This is a genomic window from Paraburkholderia tuberum STM678, assembly GCF_902833905.1.
Lineage (GTDB): Bacteria > Pseudomonadota > Gammaproteobacteria > Burkholderiales > Burkholderiaceae > Paraburkholderia > Paraburkholderia tuberum.
The window spans coordinates 69725-90082 of record NZ_CADFGP010000029.1 but is presented as its reverse complement, the minus strand read 5'-3'; the positions used below and the strand labels follow the sequence as shown (position 1 = coordinate 90082).

Sequence of the window (20358 nt, the reverse complement as noted above, 5' to 3'; positions counted from 1 at the left end):
GCGCCGATTACAATACGGTCCATGACTCAAACAGTGCTCCTTGCCCTCGATACATCGACCGAGTTCTGCTCGGCGGCGCTCGTGTCCGCGTCCGTCCATGCCGCCGGTCAGCCCAGCGCCGAACCGCGCGTCTGGGTTCGTCATGAACAAACCGGCGCGGTGTCCAGTACCCGCCTGCTGCCGGCGATCCGCGAACTGTTCGACGAAGCCGGCCTCACGCTGGCGGATTGCGACGCGATCGCGTTCGGCTCGGGTCCGGGTTCGTTCACCGGACTGCGTACGGCGACCGGCGTCGCCCAAGGCCTCGCGTTCGGCCTGAACCTGCCGGTCGTACCGATCGGCACGCTGCTCGCGTGCGCGGAGAGCGCCCGCCTGCGCGATCCGTCGACGACGCGCGTGCTCGCCGCGCTCGACGCGCGCATGGACGAAATCTACTGGGCCGACTACGCGTGGGACGACACGCAACACGAATGGCGCACCGTGCAGGCGGCGACGCTCGATGCACCCGAGCGGCTCGTGCTGCCCGACGTGCCATTCACACTCGCCGGCAACGCGGCCGCCGCGTTCGGCGAGCGCTTGCCGGCGGTCGCGGCCGCGCGGAGCGTCGATGGCCAAGCGTTGCCGCATGCGTTGCCGCTCGCGTACGCGGCGCTGCGCGCGTTTCATGCGGGCCGCACGGTGCGCGCCGATCAGGCCGCACCCGAGTACGTGCGCGACAAGGTCGCGCAGACGACCGCAGAGCGCATGGCCGACAAAGCGGCGAAATCAGCCAAAGCGGCTCATAGCGCCGAGCAGTCCGCGCAGCACGCGCCCGATGGCGGCTCCGGCCAACCGTCCCACGACGAGGCGCGCCCATGAGCGGCGTGCTGCTCACGGACCGCTACATGTCGCCGATGACCGAAAGCGACCTGGACGAAGTCGCCGCGATCGAGAAACTTGCGTATGAGTTTCCGTGGAGCCGCGGCAACTTCGGCGACTCGCTGCGCAATGGCTATTTCGGCGTCTGTCTGCGTCACGTGACGGGGACGTTGATCGGCTACTGCGTGCTGATGCCAGTTGTCGATGAAATGCATCTGCTGAATCTGTGCGTCACGCCGCAAGCACAAGGCGCCGGCGCAGGCCTCGCGCTGCTGCGCGAGGCGGTGCGCATCACGCACGCGGAGAGGCTCGAGGGGCTGCTGCTCGAAGTGCGGCCGTCGAATCATCGGGCGATCCGGTTGTACGAGCGCTTCGGCTTCGCGTCGATCGGCCGGCGCAAAAATTATTATCCGGCGCGGCATCGCGGCCGGGAGGACGCGATCGTGATGCGTCTGTCGTTAGCCACGGAGGGCGCAGATGGCGCTGCATGAATCGGTGCTCGAAGAATTCGGACTCGCGCCGTTGTGGGTGCGTCGCGGACTCGCGGCGCGAGAGGAGGCCGGGCAGAGCGATGCGCTGCAGTCGCCGCGGGAACGCGCGGCAGACTTGCGTCGCGCGGAGCCTGCGACGCAGACCTCGCGCGAACCGCTGCGCGCGTCCGCCGAGGTGCAGCCGCCGCAAGTGCAGCGCGAATCCACGCCGCGCTTCGACGAAAGTGCAGCGCGGCGCGAAACATCAGAACCGCAAACTGACTTTTCAGCCCCGCCGACTTTCGACGCCCCTTCCGAGGACGACTTCGCGTGGTTCGACGATCCGACCGCATCGGCCGCCGCGCCCGCCGAAGCGCGCCGCGACGCGCCCGCGCTGCCGTCTATCCACACACTCGACTGGGACGCGCTCGCCGAGCGCGTCGCCGGATGCGAGGCGTGCCGGCTGTGCGAGAAGCGCACGAACACGGTGTTCGGCGTCGGCGATCGCGAGGCCGACTGGATGCTGATCGGCGAAGCGCCCGGCGAGAACGAGGACCGACAAGGCGAACCGTTCGTTGGCCAGGCCGGCAAGCTGCTCGACAACATGCTGCACTCGCTCGCGCTCGCGCGCGGCACCAACGTGTATATCGCGAACGTGATCAAGTGCCGGCCGCCTGGCAATCGCAATCCGCAGCCGGACGAAGTCGCGCGTTGTGAACCTTATCTACAGCGTCAGGTGTCGCTCGTGAAGCCGAAGCTGATCGTCGCGCTCGGCCGTTTCGCCGCGCAAAGTCTGCTCAAGACCGACGCGAGCATTTCGTCGTTGCGCGGCCGCGTGCACACGTACGAGGGCGTACCGGTGATCGTCACCTATCACCCGGCCTATCTGCTGCGTAGCCTGCCCGACAAGGCCAAGGCCTGGGCGGATCTGTGCCTCGCGCGTGCCACGTGGCTCGCGAACGGCGGCGTGCCGTCGAACGAATCAAAGTGACGATGCCCGAGGGACCGGCGGCGCGCATGCCCGCCGCGTCTGTCAGCCGCGCGGCGCTTCTCGATACCTTGCTGGGTTTGCGTGGCGATGCTTCAGTCGACGCGCTGCGCGATCCCGCTGTCCGCGATCTCGCGTGGCTGCTGCTCAGTCCAGATCTGTTGCGCCCTCAGCTTCCCACAGGCGCGCTCGCCGATCCTTTCGGCACGCCGCAGGAATTGCAGGCCACGCTCGACTGGCTGCGCGCGCTCGACGTCGCGCCGGCACTTCTGCGTCAGGATCTCGCGGCAACGCGTATCACGCGCCTTGGCCGCTACGCCGAACGCCTGCTGGGCTTTTTCCTTCGTCATGGACCGGCGACGCAACTGATCGCAGCGGGTGTGCCGCTACGACATGCGGGCCTCACGCTCGGTGAATGCGATTTCCTCGTGCGCACGCGCCAGGGCGCGCGACTGCATTGGGAACTCGCGGTGAAGTGCTATCTGCATGCGGGCGATGCGAATGGGGCAGAGGCGGCGCGTCTCGCCGATTACGTCGGCCCCAATCTGAAAGATCGCCTCGATCTGAAGCTCGCGCATTTGCTCGATCATCAGTTGCCGCTCAGCGCACGCGAGGAATTTGCCTCGACGGGCTATGCGGGCGCGTGGACGCCGCAGATGTTCGTCAAAGGCTGGCTGTTTTACCGGCATGGCGAGATGCCGACCGATCCTGCCGAACTCGATCCCGCGCACGGTCGCGGCTGGTGGGTCACGCATCGCGACTGGCCGGCTTTCGCGTGCGCGCATGCGCACAGGTGGCGAGTGTTGCCGCGGCTCGAATGGCTCGCGCCGCAATATCGAGCGCAAGCCGGTGCGGACGACACGTGGTACGTCGACGCAAACACGCTCGCCGCGCAGATCTCACCGCAACACGGCCCGACGATGGTCGCCGGATTCATCGCAGACAACACGGGGCGTGTACTTGAACGCTCGCGCGGTTTTATCGTGCCCGACGACTGGCCCGAGCACGCGCGGCGTTACGCGAAGCAATGACGTCGCTCACCACCACCGATGAAAGTGATGCACCGGCCCCACGCCGTGGCCGACGTCGAGCCGCTCGCTCGCCTGCAACGCACCCGTCAGATAAACCTTCGCATCGGCGACCGCGCTAGCGAGATCGTCGCGCTGCGCAATCAAGGCCGCGATCGCCGACGACAACGTGCAGCCCGTTCCGTGCGTGTTCTTCACCGGCACGCGCGGACCGCCGAGACGCAGCGTGCCGCTTTCCTGCACGAGCCAGTCGGGGCTATCGGTCGCGCTCAGATGGCCGCCCTTCATCAGCACCGCGCGCGCGCCGAGCGCGCGCAACGCTTCGCCTTGCTCGACCATGTCGGCTTCGTCGGCGGCGGTTTGCATGCCCAGCAATGCGGCCGCTTCCGGCAGATTCGGCGTCAGCAGATCGGCGAGCGGCAGCAGTTCGTCGCGTACCACCGCGACCGCATCGGGTAGTAATAGCGCGTGATTGCTCTTCGAGATCATCACCGTATCGAGCACGATGTGTTTGGGCTGATGACGGCGCAGCGCGTCGGCGACCGCACGCGCGATCGGCGCATTCGCGAGCATGCCGATCTTCACCGCGTCGATGCGGATGTCGTCGAACACCGCGTCGAGCTGCGCGGTGACGAAGCCCGGGTCCGGCGCGTGAATCGCGGTCACGCCGCGCGTGTTCTGCGCGGTCAGCGCGGTGATCACGCTCGCGCCATAGGCGCCGAGCGCGGAGAAGGTCTTCAGATCGGCCTGGATGCCGGCGCCGCCGCCGGAGTCGGAACCGGCGATCGTCAGCACATTGGGAATCGATTGAGTCATGGTCGAGCGAGGAAGAAGGGGGGCGCGCTCGTGTGTGCCGCGGCCGGCCCGGCGCAGCCGATCAGTGCTTGGCTTCGCCGATCAGCGCGACCGAATCGAAGGCGCGCTGGTTCGCCTGATGGCGTCGCATCACGAGCCACATCATCAGGCAGACGAAGGTGCCGAACAGAACGATCACGATGGTGACCGGCACGTCGAGCCACACGAGCACCGCGTACAGGCACAGCATCACGAGCACGGACAGATTCTCGTTGAAGTTCTGCACGGCGATCGAATGGCCCGCCGACAGCAGCACGTGCCCGCGATGCTGCAGCAGCGCATTCATCGGCACGACGAAAAAGCCCGACAGGCCGCCCACGAACATCAGGAAGATATACGCGAAAATCAGATAGCCCGACACGTGCATGCGGCCAAAATACACGCCCCAATGCGGGGGAAACAGATCGCGCGTGTAGAACGCCATCAGCATCACGGAGATACCCATCATGATGCCGACCGGCAAGACCGACAGCGACTTCTTCAACGGCACACGCGAAGCCGCGAAAATCGCGCCGAACGCGACGCCAACCGCGACCACCGCCTGCAGGATCGCCGCCTCGGACAGAGACATGCCCAGCGACACTTCGGCCCACTTCAGCACGATGAATTGCAGCGTCGCGCCCGCACCCCAGAACAGCGTCGTCACGGCGAGTGAAATCTGTCCGAGCTTGTCACGCCACAGCACGAGAAAGCAGTCGGCGAAATCGGTGATCAGGCGGATCGGCCCGTGCTCCTGTCGCGGATAGCGCGCGCCGGTGTCGGGAATGCGCAGATTGAACAGCGCGGCGATCACGTAAATGGCCATGATCACGACCATCGCGGCTTCCGCGGGCGTGTTCACAGAGGGGACGTGCCATTTGAGAATCGGCGCGGCGATATGCGGGCTGATCAGCGCGCCGCCGAGCACCGTGCCGAGAATGATCGAGCCGACCGTGGTGCCTTCGATCCAGCCATTCGCGGCAACGAGCCGGTCAGGCGGCAACAGTTCGGTGAGAATGCCGTATTTGGCGGGCGAGTAGGCCGCCGCGCCGAAGCCGACGATGCCGTACGCAATCAGCGGATGCGCGCCGACCAGCATCGTTATGCAGCCAACCACCTTGATCGTATTGGTGATGAACATCACGCGTCCTTTCGGACGGGAGTCGGCGAATGCGCCCACGAAGGCGGCAAGAACGACGTACGACAGCACAAAAAACAGCTTGAGCAGCGGCGTCATCCAGTTCGGAGCGTGAAGATCTTTCAGCAGAGCGATAGCAGCGATCAGAAGCGCATTGTCGGCCAGCGACGAAAAAAACTGCGCGGCCATGATGGTGTAAAAACCTTTTTTCATCTGATGCGATGCTGTCCTCGCTGCGGTCTGTCCGCCCCGGCCGTTTGTCATGTGTCCGGGCTTATGCCGATCGAAATGGGTTGTGCGCACGGCTTTATATCATGAAAATAGCTGAATTCGGACTAGCAGAATTCTTGATCGCACCGCCCAGCGGGCCGCCGAGCGCTGAAAACGCCCTGTAAGCCGCTGATTCGCAAGTGTCTTTACGAAAAAATCCCATGCCGCGCCCCCTTTCCGCCACGATTCATACCGCTGCTCTCGCCAATAACCTCGCTGTCGCGCGGCGCTATGCGCCGAAATCGAAAATCTGGGCCGTCGTCAAGGCTAATGCCTACGGGCATGGCCTCGCGCGCGTGTTTCCCGGTTTGCGCGCTACGGACGGCTTTGGGCTGCTGGACCTCGAAGAAGCGGTGAAGTTGCGTGAATTGGGCTGGGCGGGTCCAATTCTTCTGCTGGAAGGCTTTTTTCGGCCGACCGACATCGACGTAATCGACCGCTACAGTTTGACCACGGCGCTGCATTCGGACGAGCAGCTGCGCATGCTCGAAATGGCGCGTCTGTCGAAACCGGTCAATATTCAGTTGAAGATGAACACCGGCATGAACCGGCTCGGCTACACGGTCGAAAAATTCCGTGCCGCGTGGGAACGTGCGCGCGCCTGTCAGGGCGTCGGCCAGATCACGTTGATGACGCATTTTTCCGATGCCGATGCCGAGCGCGGCATCGCGCATCAGATGGAGGCGTTCGAGCGCGGCGCGCAGGGCATCGCCGGTGCGCGCAGTCTGTCGAATTCGGCCGCGACGCTGTGGCATCCGGAAGCGCATTTCGACTGGGTGCGTCCGGGCATCATCCTGTACGGCGCGTCGCCGTCCGGCGTGACGGCCGCGATCGACGGCACGGGCCTGCAGCCCGCGATGACGCTCGCGTCGGAACTGATCGCCGTGCAGACGCTCGGCGAAGGCAGCTCGGTCGGCTATGGGTCGAGGTTCACTGCGCGCGGTCCGATGCGCATCGGCGTGGTCGCGTGCGGTTACGCGGACGGCTATCCGCGCGTCGCGCCGGAAGGCACGCCGGTGATCGTCGATGGCGTGCGCACACGGGTCGTTGGACGTGTGTCGATGGACATGCTGACCGTCGACCTGACCCCGGTGCCGACCGCCAACGTCGGCTCGCGCGTGGAATTGTGGGGCACCGGGCTGCCCATCGACGACGTCGCGCAGGCCTGCGGCACGATCGGCTACGAGCTGATGTGCGCGGTCGCGCCGCGTGTGCCGGTTCGGGCGGAGTAACGCGTGGCGAAAGCGAAGACGTTGTACATCTGCGGGGAATGCGGCGGACAGTCGCCGAAGTGGTCCGGTCAATGCCCGTCCTGCCAGACGTGGAACACGCTCGTCGAATCGGTCGCGGAGGCGCCGTCGGGTCACCGTTTCCAGTCGCTCGCGAAGAGCACGCCGGTACGGCGCCTCGCCGACATCGACGCGTCGGACGTGCCGCGCTTTTCCACCGGCGTCGGCGAATTCGACCGCGTGCTCGGCGGCGGCCTCGTGCCGGGCGGCGTGGTGCTGATCGGCGGCGATCCGGGCATCGGTAAATCGACGCTGTTGTTGCAATCGCTCGCGGAAATCGCGGCGGACAAACGCGCGCTCTATATCAGCGGCGAAGAATCTGGCGCGCAGATCGCGTTGCGCGCGCAACGGCTGGCGTTGCTCGAACCCGGCTCGAAGGCAAGCGAGTTGCAATTGCTCGCGGAAATCCAGCTCGAAAAAATTCAGGCGACGATCACGGAGCAACGGCCCGAAGTCGCCGTGATCGATTCGATCCAGACCGTCTATTCGGATGCTTTGACATCGGCGCCGGGCTCGGTCGCGCAGGTGCGCGAGTGCGCGGCGCAACTCACGCGCATCGCCAAGCAGTCGGGCACGACGATCATCATGGTCGGGCACGTGACGAAAGAGGGCGCGCTCGCGGGACCGCGCGTGCTCGAACATATCGTCGATACGGTGCTGTATTTCGAGGGGGATACGCACTCGTCGTACCGTCTCGTGCGCGCGATCAAGAACCGTTTCGGCGCGGTCAACGAACTCGGCGTGTTCGCGATGACCGAGCGTGGTTTGCGCGGCGTCGCGAATCCGTCGGCATTGTTTTTATCGCAGCACGAGCAGTCGGTGCCGGGCTCATGTGTGCTCGTCACGCAGGAAGGCACGCGGCCGTTGCTCGTCGAAGTGCAGGCGCTCGTCGATGCGGCCAACGCGCCAAATCCGCGACGCCTTGCGGTCGGCCTCGAACAGAACCGGCTCGCGATGCTGCTCGCGGTGCTGCATCGGCACGCGGGCATCGCCTGTTTCGATCAGGACGTGTTCCTGAACGCGGTGGGCGGGGTGAAGATCTCCGAGCCCGCCGCCGACCTCGCGGTATTGCTCGCCATCCATTCGTCGATGCGCAACAAGCCGCTGCCGAAGGGGCTCGTCGTATTCGGCGAAGTGGGCCTCGCCGGCGAAATCCGGCCGTCGCCGCGCGGTCAGGAGCGCCTGAAGGAAGCAGCCAAGCTCGGCTTCTCGGTGGCGGTGATTCCGAAGGCCAATGCGCCGAAACAGCCAATCGAAGGCTTACAGGTCGTTGCGGTCGAACGGATCGAACAGGCCATCGACCGCGTCCGCACGCTCGAATAGACGGGGGCCGGGACGGCTCGCCAGTACTTTGTACGCTTGCGGTACCGTAATGCCCGGTAAATATCTTCATATTGGCTGTAACCTGGTCGCCATACCTTTTTTCTAAGCTGTAAGGATATGCATCCCGTCTGATGCTCGAAAAAGGATCGCGCCTTGAAACAGTCTCGTGAAACCGCTGCCCACCATAACATCCAGGTGCGCGGCTGCCGGGTCTCCGCCCCGATTCATCAGCCGTGGGGCGGCGCTTGCCGGATCGTCGAGTGGATCGACACCGCGGGCCAGATCTCGCGGCGGGTGGTGGCCGAAGACGTAACGGCCGCCGAAGTGCGTGCCACGATCAGCCGCCATGTGGAAGGCCGCAAGCACCTGCTGTACGACGACGAAAAGTCGCCTCGGCAAACGCTGCCGAGGCAGACGCCGACGCGGCGTTGACGGCGGCGGGTTTTTCGATTGACCGGGCCTTGATCTTCATTGCGCCCGCGTCGCGGCTTCGCCACGCGCATTAGGCCTCGTCGTCGTGTGAGTCGGCGGCGCTCGCGGCCACCGCCGCATACGCGTGCGGATTGAACAGCGGATGCTGCGCCGCTTCAGCGGGCGTCAGCACCGGCGACACGCAGCAATCGAGCGATTCCAGCGATTCCACCCATTCGCCGAGCGTGCGCGTCGCGATCAGATTGGCGACTTCCTGAATGAGTGCCACGGCATCGGGACCGCCGATCGCCTGACCCAGGCTCCAGTGACGCGTCGCCCATTCCGGCCGATCGAGCGCCATGCACAGCGTTTCCCAGAACTTCAATTCGAGCGCGCCGACCGCGAGCCAGCGTTCATCGCTGGTGCGGTAGAGGTTGTAGCAGGGCACGCCGCCGTTCAACAGACCACTGCCCGCGGCGGGCGCCGCACCTTCGTTGACGAGCGACACCTGCGCGACGAAGTTGTGCGCATAGCTCGTGTGCGTCATCGATACATCGACGAAGCGGCCCGCGCCGCCTCGCGCGACATGCCAGAGCGCCGCGAGAATTTGCGTGACCGCGCTCAATGCGCCGCCGAGCAGATCGGCGATCTGGAAGTTCGGCAGGATCGGCGCACCGTCGCGGTTCGCCAGTTGATCGAGCACGCCTGCATAGCCGATGTAATTCAGATCGTGGCCGGCATGGTCCGCGAACGGACCGCTCGCGCCATATCCGCTGATCGCGCAAAAGACGAGCCGCGGATTGGCTGCGCTGAGCGTCGCGTAGCCGAGGCCGAGCCGCTCCATCACGCCGGGCCGGAAGCTCTCGATCAGCACGTCGGCTTCAGCCGCGAGTGCGCGCAGCACCTGGCGTCCTGCTTCGGACTTGAGGTCGAGGCGCGTCTCGCGCTTGCCGCGATTGACCATCCGGTAAAACGCGCCGGGTCGGCCCGCGACACGATCGCTCGACGACTGCATCATCGTGCGAGTCGGGTCGCCCGCGCCGGGCGCCTCGATCTTCAGCACATCGGCGCCGAGCTCGGCGAGGCGCAGCGCGGCCACCGGACCCGGCAGCAGACGCGTGAGGTCGAGCACGCGCAGTCCTTGCAACGGCGGCGCATCGGCTGCCGATGCAGCTACGGATTCTGGGGCCGATAACCCGGACGATGAATTCGCAAATGACAAGGCCAAGCTCCCGTGGATGCCGGCGCGGTGCCGCTAGCCGATCTGTTCGAGTTCCTCGTGCGTCTCGAGCCATTCGGCTTCGAGCGTGTCGAGGCGCGCGTTCACGTCTGCCTGACGGCGGATCGCCTCCGTCAGCTTGCTCTTCTGCTCCGGTTCGTAACTCGCGGGATCGGCGACGAATGTATCGAGCGTCGCTTTCTCCGCGTTGAGTGCGTCCATTTCCCTTTCGATCTTCGCGATGCGGCTTTGCAGCGGCTTCTTCAGATGCGCGAGCTTCTGCCGCGTTTCCGCTTCGAGGCGACGCTGTTCCTTGCGATTGACGTTGCTGTCGCCACTTGCCGCGCCGTTGGACGCTGCGTCCGACGCACCGGAAGCATTGGCCTTCAGCGCGGCGCGCTGCTCGGCCGCATGCTGCAGCAGCCAGTCGCGGTAGTCGTCGAGATCGCCGTCGAATTCCTGCAGACGATGCTTCGCGACCAGCATGAACTGATCGGTCGTCGCGCGCAGCAGATGCCGGTCGTGCGAGACCAGGATCAGCGTGCCTTCGAATTGCGCGAGCGCCATCGTCAGCGCGTGGCGCGTTTCGAGGTCGAGGTGGTTGGTCGGCTCGTCGAGCAGCAGCAGGTTCGGCTTTTGCCAGATGATCAGCGCGAGCGCGAGGCGTGCCTTCTCGCCGCCCGAGAACGGCGCGATCTTCGCGGTCGCCATGTCGCCGGAAAAGTTGAAGCTGCCGAGGAAGTCGCGCAGCTCCTGCTCGCGCGTATCGGGCGCGAGACGCGCGAGGTGCTGCAACGGGGTGTCGTCCGGACGCAGCGTTTCGAGCTGATGCTGCGCGAAGTAGCCGATGCGCAGACCCTTGCCTTCGCGTACGTGGCCGCTCAACGGTTCGAGCGTGCCCGCGAGCGTCTTGATCAGCGTCGACTTGCCCTGGCCGTTCGCGCCGAGCAGGCCGATGCGCTGACCATTCTGGATCGACAGCATCACGCGCTCGACGATCGGAGTCTCGCTGCCGTCTTCGGCATGGTAGCCGCAGCGCACGTCTTCCATCACCATCATCGGATTCGGCGCGGAGTCGGGAGTGCGGAACTCGAACGTGAACGGCGACCCGACGTGCGCGGGCGCGATCAGCTCCATCTTCTCGAGCGCCTTCACCCGGCTTTGCGCTTGACGCGCCTTGGTGGCCTGCGCCTTGAAGCGGTTGATGTAGCTCTGCAGATGCGCGACCGTGCGCTGCTGCTTTTCGTACGCGCTCTGTTGCAGCGCGATCTGCTGCGCGCGCAGCACTTCGAATTGCGAGTAGTTGCCGCCGTAGCGTTTGATCTGCTGGTTCTCGAGATGCAGCGTGACGTTGCAGACGGAATCGAGGAACTCGCGGTCGTGCGAGATCACGATCAGCGTGCCCGCATAGCGATTCAGCCAATCTTCCAGCCAGACGATCGCGTCGAGGTCGAGGTGGTTGGTCGGTTCGTCGAGCAGCAGCAGATCGGAGCGGCACATCAGCGCCTGCGCCAGATTCAGGCGCATGCGCCAGCCGCCCGAGAAGCTGCTGACCGGCTCGCGGGTCTGGTCGAGCGTGAAGCCGAGGCCGAGCAGCAACGCTTCGGCGCGAGCCGGCGCGGTGTAGCCGTCGGCGTCGGCGAACGCGGCGTGCGCTTCGGCTTCTGCCGCGCCGTCGTGCGCCGCGGAGGCCGAAGCGATGCGCGCTTCGATGTCGCGCAGCGCGGCGTCGCCGTCTAGCGTGTAGGCGAGGGCGGTTTTGTCGACCGCGGGCGTTTCCTGCGCGACGTGCGCGATGCGCCAGGTCGGCGGGATCGAGAAATCGCCGCCGTCCGCGTGCAGCTCGCCGAGCAGCACGGCGAACAGCGTCGACTTGCCCGCGCCGTTCGCTCCGACGAGGCCGGCTTTTTCACCGGGGTTCAAGGTGAATGTGGTGTTGTCGAAAAGCGGCTTGGTGCCGCGCGCGAGGCTGAACTGATTGAAGCGGATCACGACGTGGCCGGCTGAAGAAAACCGCTATTTTAGACTGCCCGGCGCGTTGCCGGGCGCGCGGCGCCGATTGCCGGTCTGTCACTTCGCGCGCAGCGCTCATCGGCCATCCGGCCGACTGTATCGGCAGCGCTTTTGGCATAGACTGACGGCTTTCACGGGAGGGCACATGACATCGATCTTTTCGTTTTCGGCACGCACGCTCGGCGGCGAGGAAGCGAGTCTCGCGCAGTACGAAGGCAAAGTGATGCTGATCGTCAATACCGCGAGCGAATGCGGGTTCACGCCGCAATACGCGGGCTTGCAGAAACTGTATGACGCGTACGCGGCGCGCGGGCTCGCGGTGCTCGGTTTTCCGTGCAACCAGTTCGGCAAGCAGGAGCCGGGCGACGCCGCGCAGATCGGCAGCTTCTGCGAGAAGAACTACGGCGTGACGTTTCCGATGTTCGACAAGATCGACGTGAACGGCCCGAACGCGCACCCGCTGTTCCGCTATCTGACGATCGAGGCGCCGGGACTGCTCGGTCTCGAGGCGATCAAGTGGAATTTCACGAAGTTTCTGATCGGCCGCGACGGCAACGTCGTCAAGCGCTATGCGCCGCTGACCAAGCCCGAGGCGATCACCGGGGATATCGAAGCGCTGCTGTAAGCGGGCACGCCTACAGGATCGGCGAAAAGAGCCGCGCGACGTGCATCAGCATGCGTCGCAGCGCGTTCGACTTGCGGTACTCGTCGCCGTCGATTTCGCGCGACTCGGCAAAGTCGTCGAGCAGCATCGTCTCGACTTCGAGCGCGAAGCCGCGGTCGACGGTCAGCACCATGATCTCGAAGTTCAGGCGAAACGAGCGGTTGTCGAGATTGGCGCTGCCGATCGCGGCCGCGCTGCTGTCGATCAGCACGACCTTCTGATGCAGGAAGCCCGGCTGATAGCGGAAGATGCGAATGCCCGCGCGCAGCGAGTCGTACGCATAGAGCTTCGACGCCGCGAACACCACGAGGTGATCGCGCCGGCTCGGAATCAGGATGCGCACGTCGACGCCGCGCAGCGCAGCGAGGCGCAACGCAGCGAATACGGCTTCGTCGGGGACGAGGTAGGGCGTCGTGATCCAGATGCGTTCACGTGCCGCGTTGATTGCTTCAACGAAAAACAGCGAGCAGGTCTCCTGCTTGTCGGCCGGGCCGCTCGGCAGCACGAGGCAGTGCATGTTATTCGCGGCGCGCTCGTTGGCGCCGTGGTCGCCGGGCTGGTCGAAGGATGGGGTCACGGAATCCGCGGCCGGCGCGTCGAACTTGGGCAACTGCTGCGTGGCCCAGTACCAGTCCTCGATGAAGACGAACTGGATGCTTGCGACCGCCGGACCACGCACTTCGATGTGCGTATCGCGCCACGGCGACAGCGGCGGCTTCGCGCCCAGATATTCGACCCCGACGTTATGACCGCCGACAAACGCGCGCTCGCCGTCGACCGCCACGATCTTGCGGTGATTGCGGAAATTCAGTTGCAGACGGTTGACGAAGAGGCGGTTCGTGGCGAACGGCTGCATCTCGATGCCGGCGGCGCGCAGCGCCGCGACGTAGCGGTGCGGCAGATCGAAGCTGCCGATACTGTCATACAGGAAGTAGACCCGCACGCCCTGTTTGGCTTTGGCGATCAGCGCGTCCTTCAGCATGTCGCCGAGCGCGTCGTCGCGCACGATGAAGAATTGCACGATCACATAGCGGCGCGCGTTCTCGATCGCCTCGAAGATCGCCTCGAAAGTCGCCGTGCCGTTGACCAGCGTGCGCACGGTATTGCCGGGCAGGAACGGCATGCCGCCGAGGCGCGTCAGCGACTGCACGAGCCGCGAGCCGAGCTGCTGCGTCGGCACCCCGGCCGACGACGCCTGCGTGTCCCACACCTGCGGATGCGCGCGCGTGCGCAGCAGCTCGTTCTCGACGCGGCGCGCGTCCGCGTAGCCGGCGAACTTGCTGCGGCCAAGGAACAGGTAGGGTATGAGCGTCAGATAAGGCATCGCGACCAGCGACACGGCCCACGCGATCGCCCCTTGCGAGGTGCGGGTATGGAGAATCGCGTGAGCGGCCGCGATGATGCCGAGAATGTGGGCAACAGCAACCAGCGTGCCGACGTGAAGCAGGTCGAATGACATAAGCTCGCGAACAGTTGGCGAAGCGCCGTGGTTCAGGAAACGGAGGCGGGCACGGGCTCGCTCCGTGGTCTGCGGCGAACGCGTCGGGCAACGGGCTCAGGCTGCGGTTGCGGGCAAGGCCACGCGCTGTCGCGGCGATTGCTCGTGCCCCTGCCTGAGAAACGCGCTTGAAACGACGATCAAACGCTCAGCATGCCGGACTCAGACCGGCAAGTCGCTGGCCTGGATCAGAAACACGTTGTCGTCGCCGGCGCTGGTCGACAGCCACACGAGGTCGAGACCGCCGAACGCGGCCTCGACGTGCTCGCGTTCGTTGCCGATCTCGATGACGAGCACGCCGTCTTCGGTCAGCCAGTTGCGCGCGTCGGCAATGATCCGTCGCACGATGTCCATGCCGTCCGCGCCACCCGCGAGCGCCATCTCCGGCTCGTGCTTGTATTCGGCCGGCAGCTCCTGCATCGACGTGGCGTTGACGTACGGCGGATTGCTGATGATCACATCGTAGCGGCGCTCGGCGAGCGGCGCATACAGATCGCCTTCGAACAGCGCGATGCGCTCGTCGAGGTGGTAGTCCAGCACATTGCGCGTCGCGACTTCGAGCGCGGGCGCGGACAGATCGACCGCGTCGACGTCGGCGTTCGGGAACGCGTGCGCGGCGAGGATCGCGAGGCACCCGGAGCCGGTGCACAGTTCGAGCACCGCGCCGACCTGCTCGGGGTCCTCGACGTACGGCTGCAGGCCGTCCTGCAGCAGCTCGCCGATGAACGAGCGCGGCACGATCACGCGCTCGTCGACGTAAAAGCGATAGCCGTGCATCCACGCTTCCTGCGTGATGTACGCGGCCGGCACGCGTTCGGCGGCGCGTCGCTCGATCACTTTCAGCACCGCCTCGATTTCGGCCGTGGTCAGGCGCGCGTCGAGAAACGGTTCGAGCAGGTCGAGCGGCAAATGCAGCGTGTGCAGGATCAGATAGGCGGCTTCGTCGTAGGCATTGGCCGAGCCGTGGCCGAACGACAGTTTGGCCTCGCTAAAACGCGACACTGCATAACGCAGCAGGTCGCGGACGGTGCAAAAAGGAAGCGTCATCGCAAAGTTCCAGGTTACGCGATCAGTTGTTCGAGCACGCGGCGATACACGTTCTTCAGCGGCTCGATATGGGCGACTTCGATATGTTCGTCGATCTTGTGGATGCTCGCGTTCAGCGGACCGAACTCGATCACCTGCTTGCAGATGCGCGCGATGAAGCGGCCGTCCGAGGTGCCGCCGGTGGTCGACAGTTCGGTGTCCACGCCGGTTTCGTCCTTGATCGCCTGCGCGAGCGCGCTCGACAGCTCGCCGCTCGGGGTGAGAAATGGCAGGCCGCTCACGGTCCATTGCAGTTCGTATTCGAGGCCGTGTTTGTCGAGAATCGCATGCACGCGCTTTTGCAGTCCTTCGACGGTGCTCGCGGTCGAGAAGCGGAAGTTGAACATCACGTCCGCGTGGCCGGGGATCACGTTGGTCGCGCCGGCGCCGCTGTGGAGGTTCGACACCTGCCAGGTGGTCGGCGGGAAATATTCGTTGCCTTCGTCCCAGCGCTCGGCGACGAGTTCGGCGAGCGCTGGCGCCAGCAGGTGCACCGGATTCTTCGCCAGATGCGGGTAGGCGATATGGCCCTGCACGCCCTTGACGATCAGCTTGCCCGACATCGAGCCGCGCCGGCCGTTCTTGACCATGTCGCCGAAACGCTCGCTCGAGGTCGGCTCGCCGACGATGCAGTAGTCCATGCGCTCACCGCGCTGCTGCAATGCTTCGACGACCTTGACGGTGCCGTCGGTGGCGGGGCCTTCCTCGTCGCTCGTGATCAGGAATGCGATCGAGCCGCGGTGCGCGGGGTGCGCGGCGACGAACTCCTCGCTCGCGACGACGAAGCCGGCGATCGACGCCTTCATGTCCGCCGCGCCGCGGCCGTACAGCTTGCCGTCGCGGTGGGTCGGCTCGAACGGCGCCGAGCGCCACTGTTCGAGCGGGCCGGTCGGTACCACGTCGGTGTGGCCGGCGAACGCGAGCAGCTTGCCTTGCGTGCCGTCGACGCCGCGTTTGACGGCCCACAGGTTGGTCACGCCGTTGGATTCGATCGTCTCGTGCTCGAAGCCGAGCGCGGCGAGGCGCTCGATCAGGAGACGTTGGCAATGCTGATCGTCGGGCGTGACGGACGCGCGCGCGATCAGTTGTTCGGTAAGGGCGAGGGTGCCGGACATGGATTCAGTACAAGCCACTTTTGAAATGAAAAAATGCCGGCTCGCGGTGAGGCACCGCAGCCGGCAACAGCCTTTGAACGACGCGGCGCGAGGCCGCGCGTTCGACTACCTCGTGCTCGAGCCTGGCGCTTCAGCGCCGCGCTCAGACAAACAGCGCCGCGTACTCGTCCGCCGAAAAGCCGAGCGACTTCACCCGCCCGTTCACGACCAGTACCGGCCGCTTGATCACCGACGGCTTGTGGATCATCAGCGCGATCGCGCCCGGCTGCGTTTCCGCGGCCGCCTTCATGTCGTCGGACAGAGCGCGCCACGTCGTGCCGCGGCGGTTCAGCAGCGCCTCGAGCTTGACGTCCTTGAGCCAGTCCTGCACGAGCGGCTCGGTCACGCCGGCCTTCTTGAAGTCGTGGAACTCGAACTCGACGCCGTGCTCTTCGAGCCACACACGGGCCTTCTTCACGGTGTCGCAGTTCGGAATGCCGTAGACGACGGTTTTGGTGCCGCGCGCCATCAATCGCCTCGCAGCAACTCGTTCAGGCCGACCTTCGCGCGCGTCTTCGCGTCGACCTTCTTGACGATGACCGCGCAGTACAGGCTGTGCGTGCCGTCCTTCGACGGCAGGTTGCCCGCCACCACGACCGATCCCGCCGGAATGCGGCCGTACGTGACTGCGCCGGTTTCGCGGTCGTAAATTTTGGTGCTCTGGCCGAGGTACACGCCCATCGAGATCACCGAGTTTTCCTCGACGATTACGCCTTCGACGACTTCCGAGCGCGCGCCGATGAAGCAGTTGTCTTCGATGATGACCGGGTTGGCCTGCAGCGGCTCCAGCACGCCGCCGATGCCGACGCCGCCCGACAGGTGCACGTTCTTGCCGATCTGTGCGCACGAGCCGACGGTGGCCCACGTATCGACCATCGTGCCTTCGTCGACGTACGCGCCGATGTTGGTGTACGACGGCATCAGCACGACGTTCTTCGCGATGAACGAGCCGCGGCGCGCGATCGCGGGCGGCACCACGCGGAAGCCGCCGGCGGCGAAGTCTTCAGCGGTGTAGTTCGCGAACTTCGACGGCACCTTGTCGTAGAACTGGCTGTAGCCGCCGGCCGGCATCGGCGCGTTGTCTTCCAGACGGAACGACAGCAGCACGGCCTTCTTCAGCCACTGGTTGACGACCCAGTCGCCGTCCTTCTTTTCGGCGACGCGCAGCGCGCCCTTATCGAGTTGCTCGATCGCGTGGGCGACGGCTTCGCGCACTTCTGCCGGCGCGGCCTTCGGCGACAGTTCGGCGCGGTTGTCCCAGGCGGTATCGATGATGCTCTGAAGTTGTTGCGACATATGCGTGATTATCTGAAGGGTTGAAGTCTGAAGAAGGGGATGCCGTGTAGCTCGAGCGAGGCTCAGGCTGCACTCAGTTGACACTGAGCGAGCGGCAGAATTCGACGATCCGCTGCGCGCCCGCCGTGCATTCGTCGACGTCGGCGACGAGCGCGAGGCGCACGAAATTGCGGCCGGGGTTCACGCCGTGCGCGGTGCGCGCGAGGAACGAGCCCGGCAGAACCGTCACATTATAGTCGGCGTAGAGGCGCTGGGCGAACTCGGTGTCCGTGAGGCCGGTGCGCTCGACGTTGGCCCACAGGTAGAACGCGGCGTCGGGCAGCCGCACGTCGAGCACGTCGGCGAGCATCGGCGTGACGGTCGTGAACTTCCGCAGGTACTTCGCGCGGTTCTCGCGCACGTGTGTCTCGTCGCTCCATGCGACGACGCTCGCGCTCTGGAATACCGTCGAGAGCGCCGTGCCGTGGTACGTGCGGTACAGCAGGAACGCCTTGAGAATCGAGGCGTCGCCGGCGACGAAGCCCGAGCGCATGCCCGGCACGTTCGAGCGCTTCGACAGGCTCGACAGCATCACGAGGCGCTCGAAACCGCGTCCGAGCTTGTGCGCCGCTTCCAGTCCGCCGAGCGGCGGCTTCGACTCGTCGAAATAGATTTCCGAGTAGCACTCGTCCGACGCGATCACGAAGCCGTAGCGGTCCGATAGCGCGAACAGCTCGCGCCAGTCGTCGAGCGTGAGCACGGCGCCGGTCGGGTTGCCCGGCGAGCAGACGTACAGCAGTTGCGTGCGGGCCCAGACGTCGGCGGGCACCCCCGAGTAGTCGCACGCGAAGTTGCGCGCCGGGTCGCTGTTGACGAAGTACGGCTGCGCGCCGCCGAGCAGCGCCGCGCCTTCGTAGATTTGGTAGAACGGGTTCGGACAGAGTACGATCGCAGGCTCGCCGTCAGCATCGCGGCGCGGATTGAGCACCGTCTGCGCGAGCGCGAACAGCGCCTCGCGCGAGCCCGCCACCGGCAGCACCTCGGTCAGCGGATCGAGCGGCGGCAGGTCGTAGCGTTGCGCGATCCATTTCGCGATCGACTCGCGCAGCGGCGCCGAGCCGAGCGTGGCCGGGTACGCGGCGAGGCCGCCGAGCGAATCGATGACGGCGTCGCGGATCAGCGGCGGGGTTGGATGTTTCGGCTCGCCGATGCCGAAGCTGATGTGCGCAGGGCCGGCCGGCGGCGTGACGTCCTTGAAAAGCAGGCGCAGCTTTTCGAACGGATAGGGCTGAAGGGAGTCGAGTAGCGGATTCACGGACGAAATGGCCTGATCGGGATGGACGCGGACGAATGGCGGGACAACCGGGCACGCGCGCCGGCGGGCGGCGGCGAACGGACGATTATAGCGTGGCGCGCCCGCGGACCAGGCGGGAGCCTGGCGCGCGGCGCGGGAGCAATCCGCGAGGCGGCACACCGGGGCGCCGCGGCGGGAACGGCGCGAAATCCGCCACGGTTCGCGTAAAAGAATACGCAGGAGCAGCAATGTACGCAGCAGTTCAGGAGACGGCCGGCTGGACCCTCAGACGACCCGCCCACGACGCCCGTCGGAGTCCCGCCCCATGACCAACTGGCTTCGCAACGGCTGGCCGACGCTCGCGATCATGCTGGGCGCGTCGGTCTGGGGGATGGTCTGGTATCCGCTGCGGATGCTGGCCGCGCTCGGGGTGACCGGCACCGCCGCGAGCGCGCTCACGAGCGGCACCGGCTGCCTGTTCGTGCTGCTCGTGCGGAATGGCGCGCTGAAGACCGTGCGGTGGCACTGGCTGCTGCCGGCGCTCGCGCTCGCCGCGGGCGTCACGAATCTCGGCTTCGTGTGGGGCGCGATCCACGGTCAGGTGATGCGCGTGCTGCTGCTGTTCTATCTGACGCCCGCGTGGACCGCGCTGTTCGCGCATTTCATCCTGCACGAGCGGCTCACGTGGTCGGGCGCGGCGCTGGCCGCGCTGTCGCTCGCGGGCGCGATGACGATGCTATGGTCGCCGCGTCTCGGCATTCCGGTACCCGGCAATCCCGCCGAATGGGCCGGGCTCGCCGGCGGCATGGGCTTCGCGATGAGCAACGTGCTGATCCTGAAGACGAGCCGCGTGCTGCCGGACATGAAGCCCGAAATGCGCACCGCGGTGATCTTCGGCGGCGCGGCGCTGTTCGGCGCGCTCGCGTCGCTGTTCGAGCCGATGCCCGCGCCGCCCGTCGGCGCGCATCTGGGCACGGCGACGCTGCTGGTGCTCGGTCTCGGTCTGCTGCTCGCGTCGAACAACATGCTCGTGCAATACGGGCTCGCGCGCGTGCGGGCCAATCGCGCGTCGATCATCATGCTGTTCGAACTCGTCGTGACGGCGCTGTCGGCGTGGCTGTTCGCCGGCGAAGTACCGGGCCCGCGCGAATGGGCCGGCGGCGCGTGCATCGTGCTCGCGTCGGCCTTGTCGAGCTGGGTGCATCGGACGAAATTGGCGCCGCCCGATCCCGCCATCGGGAACACGGAGGGGCCCGGCGGCGACGATGGACGCGGTGGTCAATGCGGTAGCAAACGCGGCGACCATCGCGGTGACGAACACGGCCCTGACGGCAACAGTGACGACCGCCGAAAGGGCGGTAAGAATCGTCCACGCGCGATGGTATGATTCCCCCTCATTAGCCGGCGCATGCGTACCTGTGCGTGCCTCAGATATGCATGAGCGCATGCAGCCGGCAACCAAATTGCGAAGGCTCGCGAGGTTGCGCGGGGCCGTCCCGCTACGGCGGTGAACGACTGGCGCAACCTCGCGAGCCACCTATCACTC

19 protein-coding genes are annotated in these 20358 nt (G+C 65.8%); 9 read left to right on the top strand and 10 right to left on the bottom strand.

The annotated features are described in order from the left end of the window. Nucleotides 1-21 precede the first annotated feature (21 nt). From tsaB to HWY30_RS24055, 4 genes are read left to right on the top strand one after another with little or no spacing between them, the layout of a single operon-like run. Entirely contained in the window at nt 22-858 is an 837-nt protein-coding gene (gene tsaB / locus HWY30_RS24070) for a tRNA (adenosine(37)-N6)-threonylcarbamoyltransferase complex dimerization subunit type 1 TsaB (RefSeq protein ID WP_090800625.1), read from the top strand. Continuing rightward, entirely contained in the window at nt 855-1349 is a 495-nt protein-coding gene (gene rimI, locus HWY30_RS24065) for a ribosomal protein S18-alanine N-acetyltransferase (RefSeq protein ID WP_018417621.1), read from the top strand. The genes tsaB and rimI overlap by 4 nt, the downstream gene beginning before the upstream one ends. Next, nucleotides 1336-2319, top strand: a complete 984-nt coding sequence (locus tag HWY30_RS24060; RefSeq protein WP_090800623.1) for a uracil-DNA glycosylase — start codon at nt 1336-1338, stop codon at nt 2317-2319. The genes rimI and HWY30_RS24060 overlap by 14 nt, the downstream gene beginning before the upstream one ends. Beyond that, nucleotides 2316-3347, top strand: coding sequence for a DUF1853 family protein (locus HWY30_RS24055; RefSeq protein ID WP_244144977.1), 1032 nt, complete (start codon nt 2316-2318; stop codon nt 3345-3347). The genes HWY30_RS24060 and HWY30_RS24055 overlap by 4 nt, the downstream gene beginning before the upstream one ends. 6 nt (nt 3348-3353) lie before the next feature. On the opposite strand, the gene thiD is transcribed toward HWY30_RS24055, so the two are convergent. Both thiD and lplT read right to left on the bottom strand, forming a co-directional pair. Then, on the bottom strand, nt 3354-4160 hold the full coding sequence (thiD, locus tag HWY30_RS24050; protein WP_090800622.1) for a bifunctional hydroxymethylpyrimidine kinase/phosphomethylpyrimidine kinase: 807 nt from the start codon (nt 4158-4160) through the stop codon (nt 3354-3356). Nucleotides 4161-4221: 61 nt separating this feature from the next. After that, on the bottom strand, nt 4222-5529 hold the full coding sequence (gene lplT / locus HWY30_RS24045) for a lysophospholipid transporter LplT (RefSeq protein ID WP_090800620.1): 1308 nt from the start codon (nt 5527-5529) through the stop codon (nt 4222-4224). A gap of 218 nt (nt 5530-5747) precedes the next feature. Between lplT and alr the strand changes: the two genes are divergently transcribed. From alr to HWY30_RS24030, 3 genes are all read left to right on the top strand, one after another. Next, entirely contained in the window at nt 5748-6818 is a 1071-nt protein-coding gene (alr, locus tag HWY30_RS24040; protein ID WP_090800619.1) for an alanine racemase, read from the top strand. 3 nt (nt 6819-6821) lie between these two features. Beyond that, nucleotides 6822-8198 (top strand): DNA repair protein RadA, encoded by a 1377-nt coding sequence (gene radA / locus HWY30_RS24035; RefSeq protein ID WP_090800617.1) that lies wholly within the window; start codon nt 6822-6824, stop codon nt 8196-8198. 153 nt (nt 8199-8351) lie between these two features. Next, nucleotides 8352-8630, top strand: coding sequence for a DUF2866 domain-containing protein (locus HWY30_RS24030; protein ID WP_090800615.1), 279 nt, complete (start codon nt 8352-8354; stop codon nt 8628-8630). A gap of 70 nt (nt 8631-8700) precedes the next feature. Here the strand turns inward: HWY30_RS24030 and HWY30_RS24025 are convergent, their stop codons facing one another. Together HWY30_RS24025 and HWY30_RS24020 are read right to left on the bottom strand one after the other, a co-directional pair. Then, nucleotides 8701-9756 (bottom strand): CaiB/BaiF CoA transferase family protein, encoded by a 1056-nt coding sequence (locus HWY30_RS24025; protein ID WP_090800614.1) that lies wholly within the window; start codon nt 9754-9756, stop codon nt 8701-8703. 108 nt (nt 9757-9864) lie between these two features. Continuing rightward, nucleotides 9865-11820: an ATP-binding cassette domain-containing protein gene (locus HWY30_RS24020; RefSeq protein ID WP_090800612.1), complete on the bottom strand. Its 1956-nt coding sequence runs from the start codon at nt 11818-11820 to the stop codon at nt 9865-9867. A gap of 166 nt (nt 11821-11986) precedes the next feature. Between HWY30_RS24020 and HWY30_RS24015 the strand changes: the two genes are divergently transcribed. Continuing rightward, nucleotides 11987-12466 carry a glutathione peroxidase gene (locus HWY30_RS24015; protein ID WP_090800611.1) on the top strand — a complete coding sequence of 160 codons (480 nt, stop codon included), beginning with the start codon at nt 11987-11989 and terminating at the stop codon, nt 12464-12466. A 10-nt stretch (nt 12467-12476) separates the two neighbouring features. Here the strand turns inward: HWY30_RS24015 and cls are convergent, their stop codons facing one another. The 6 genes from cls to dapC all read right to left on the bottom strand — a co-directional run bounded on the left by cls (nt 12477) and on the right by dapC (nt 18833). Next, the gene (gene cls / locus HWY30_RS24010; RefSeq protein WP_090800609.1) at nt 12477-13964 is read right to left on the bottom strand and encodes a cardiolipin synthase; all 1488 of its coding nucleotides are present in this window, start codon (nt 13962-13964) and stop codon (nt 12477-12479) included. A gap of 201 nt (nt 13965-14165) precedes the next feature. Next, on the bottom strand, nt 14166-15050 hold the full coding sequence (gene prmB / locus HWY30_RS24005) for a 50S ribosomal protein L3 N(5)-glutamine methyltransferase (RefSeq protein ID WP_090800608.1): 885 nt from the start codon (nt 15048-15050) through the stop codon (nt 14166-14168). Nucleotides 15051-15064: 14 nt separating this feature from the next. Beyond that, nucleotides 15065-16204, bottom strand: coding sequence for a succinyl-diaminopimelate desuccinylase (gene dapE, locus HWY30_RS24000; RefSeq protein WP_090800606.1), 1140 nt, complete (start codon nt 16202-16204; stop codon nt 15065-15067). 142 nt (nt 16205-16346) lie between these two features. Further along, complete coding sequence (locus HWY30_RS23995; RefSeq protein ID WP_090800605.1) at nt 16347-16712, bottom strand: ArsC family reductase; 366 nt, start codon at nt 16710-16712, stop codon at nt 16347-16349. Further along, entirely contained in the window at nt 16712-17539 is an 828-nt protein-coding gene (gene dapD / locus HWY30_RS23990; protein WP_090800603.1) for a 2,3,4,5-tetrahydropyridine-2,6-dicarboxylate N-succinyltransferase, read from the bottom strand. The genes HWY30_RS23995 and dapD overlap by 1 nt, the downstream gene beginning before the upstream one ends. A 73-nt stretch (nt 17540-17612) precedes the next feature. Beyond that, the gene (gene dapC / locus HWY30_RS23985) at nt 17613-18833 is read right to left on the bottom strand and encodes a succinyldiaminopimelate transaminase (RefSeq protein WP_090805349.1); all 1221 of its coding nucleotides are present in this window, start codon (nt 18831-18833) and stop codon (nt 17613-17615) included. Nucleotides 18834-19137: 304 nt separating this feature from the next. Here dapC and HWY30_RS23980 point away from each other — a divergent pair, with 304 nt between their 5' ends. Beyond that, complete coding sequence (locus HWY30_RS23980; protein ID WP_090800602.1) at nt 19138-20199, top strand: DMT family transporter; 1062 nt, start codon at nt 19138-19140, stop codon at nt 20197-20199. The last annotated feature ends 159 nt before the right edge of the window (nt 20200-20358 follow it).